Annotated in this window: 1 protein-coding gene; it reads right to left on the bottom strand. The window is 46.6% G+C overall.

What is annotated here, in order from left to right:
* Window positions 1-324: cation-transporting P-type ATPase (locus ACYVTD_RS18715; RefSeq protein ID WP_461249087.1), on the bottom strand; the 324-nt coding region annotated here is incomplete at both ends.

The raw sequence follows: 324 nt of genomic DNA, 5'->3' as shown, positions 1-324 counted from the left end.
ATCGTCATAATGATGATAATGGCGGTTAAATCGGTGGAACCCGGTTCCGCCCAGATTACGTCGGTAAAAAATGACACCGTGGCGAGGGCGAATAATACGATTGTAAACGGGTTGATAAAGGCGCTGACAATGCGTTTTAAGATCGTGTCTTCGGTATGGTACGTTATTATATTTACGCCGTATTCGTCCCTCATCTCTTCAACGTCTTCTTCGTCGTAACCGGCTATGCTGTTGTCGTATTGGATTAAAAGGGTATTGCCGCCCTTGCCCCGGCGGACGAAAGCGAAATGATTTTTATGGGCTACCTCGCCTTTGGTGATAAGT

The organism is Treponema sp. R6D11 (genome assembly GCF_054786075.1).
This window is presented reverse-complemented; position numbering and strand designations above follow the sequence as displayed.